2 protein-coding genes are annotated in these 693 nt (G+C 71.4%); both read right to left on the bottom strand.

Going from position 1 to position 693, the window contains the following annotated elements; genetic code table 11:
* On the bottom strand, nt 1-295 hold a 295-nt coding region (locus G6R25_RS24390), incomplete at its 3' end, for a hypothetical protein (RefSeq protein WP_205447455.1).
* Nucleotides 277-693, bottom strand: a 417-nt coding sequence (locus tag G6R25_RS24385; RefSeq protein ID WP_205447454.1) for a hypothetical protein, incomplete at its 5' end; no start/stop codon positions are given. The genes G6R25_RS24385 and G6R25_RS24390, both read right to left, overlap by 19 nt.

The following is a 693-nucleotide window of genomic DNA, read 5'->3' as shown; positions in this document are numbered from 1 at the left end:
CCGCGAGGGCGAGCACGCAGGTGAACAGGTGCATCCGGATCTTGTGGTCGGTGAAATGGCGGATCGGGGAGAAGGAGACGACATGCGGGTCCTTGGCCTGGCGGAAGCCGGCCTCGAGGTCCTCCTGGGAGCGGTAGGCGTCGATGACCTGCTCGACCGTCCAGTCGTCGTGGTCGGTCACGAGGATCCGTTTACCGAAGATCTCCTCCTCCAGCGTCGTCTGGCTGGTCTCGTCACGACGCCAGGTCAGCCGGAACGTGGCCGGGGTGTCGCCGGTCAGCTCGACGGCCAGCACCCGGGTGACCCAGCGCGGTGCGAGGATCGACCGGATGTCGGCCTCGACGGCGGCCCGCCCGCGGCGGGTCCGGCCGCGAGCTCATCGAGAGCGCCGGTGGCCTTCGCCAGGGTCTGCGCGAAGCCGACCTGCTGGGCGGCGTGCAGCGTCGGCGAATGGGTCAGGAGCACCCGACGGTCGGCCCCGAGGACCCGGGCGCGCGCGTCAAGCACGGTCAGCCTCTCCTCGCCGTAGCGACCGCCGACCAGCGCCCGGTCACCGGCGGAGCGGGCGAGCAGCCCGGGATGCTCCGACGGGGGCACCGAACCGACGAAACGCAGGCCGAGTTCGGCGAGCCGGGTGAAGTTCGGTGTCGAGTTCTGCCCCGCGTCGAACGTGAGCGTCAACCCGCCCGGCGC

The sequence above is a fragment of the Candidatus Frankia alpina genome, assembly GCF_902806485.1.
Taxonomy (GTDB): Bacteria; Actinomycetota; Actinomycetes; order Frankiales; family Frankiaceae; genus Frankia; species Frankia alpina.
The sequence above is the reverse complement of the archived record's forward strand: the minus strand, read 5'-3'. Positions and strand labels throughout refer to the sequence as shown.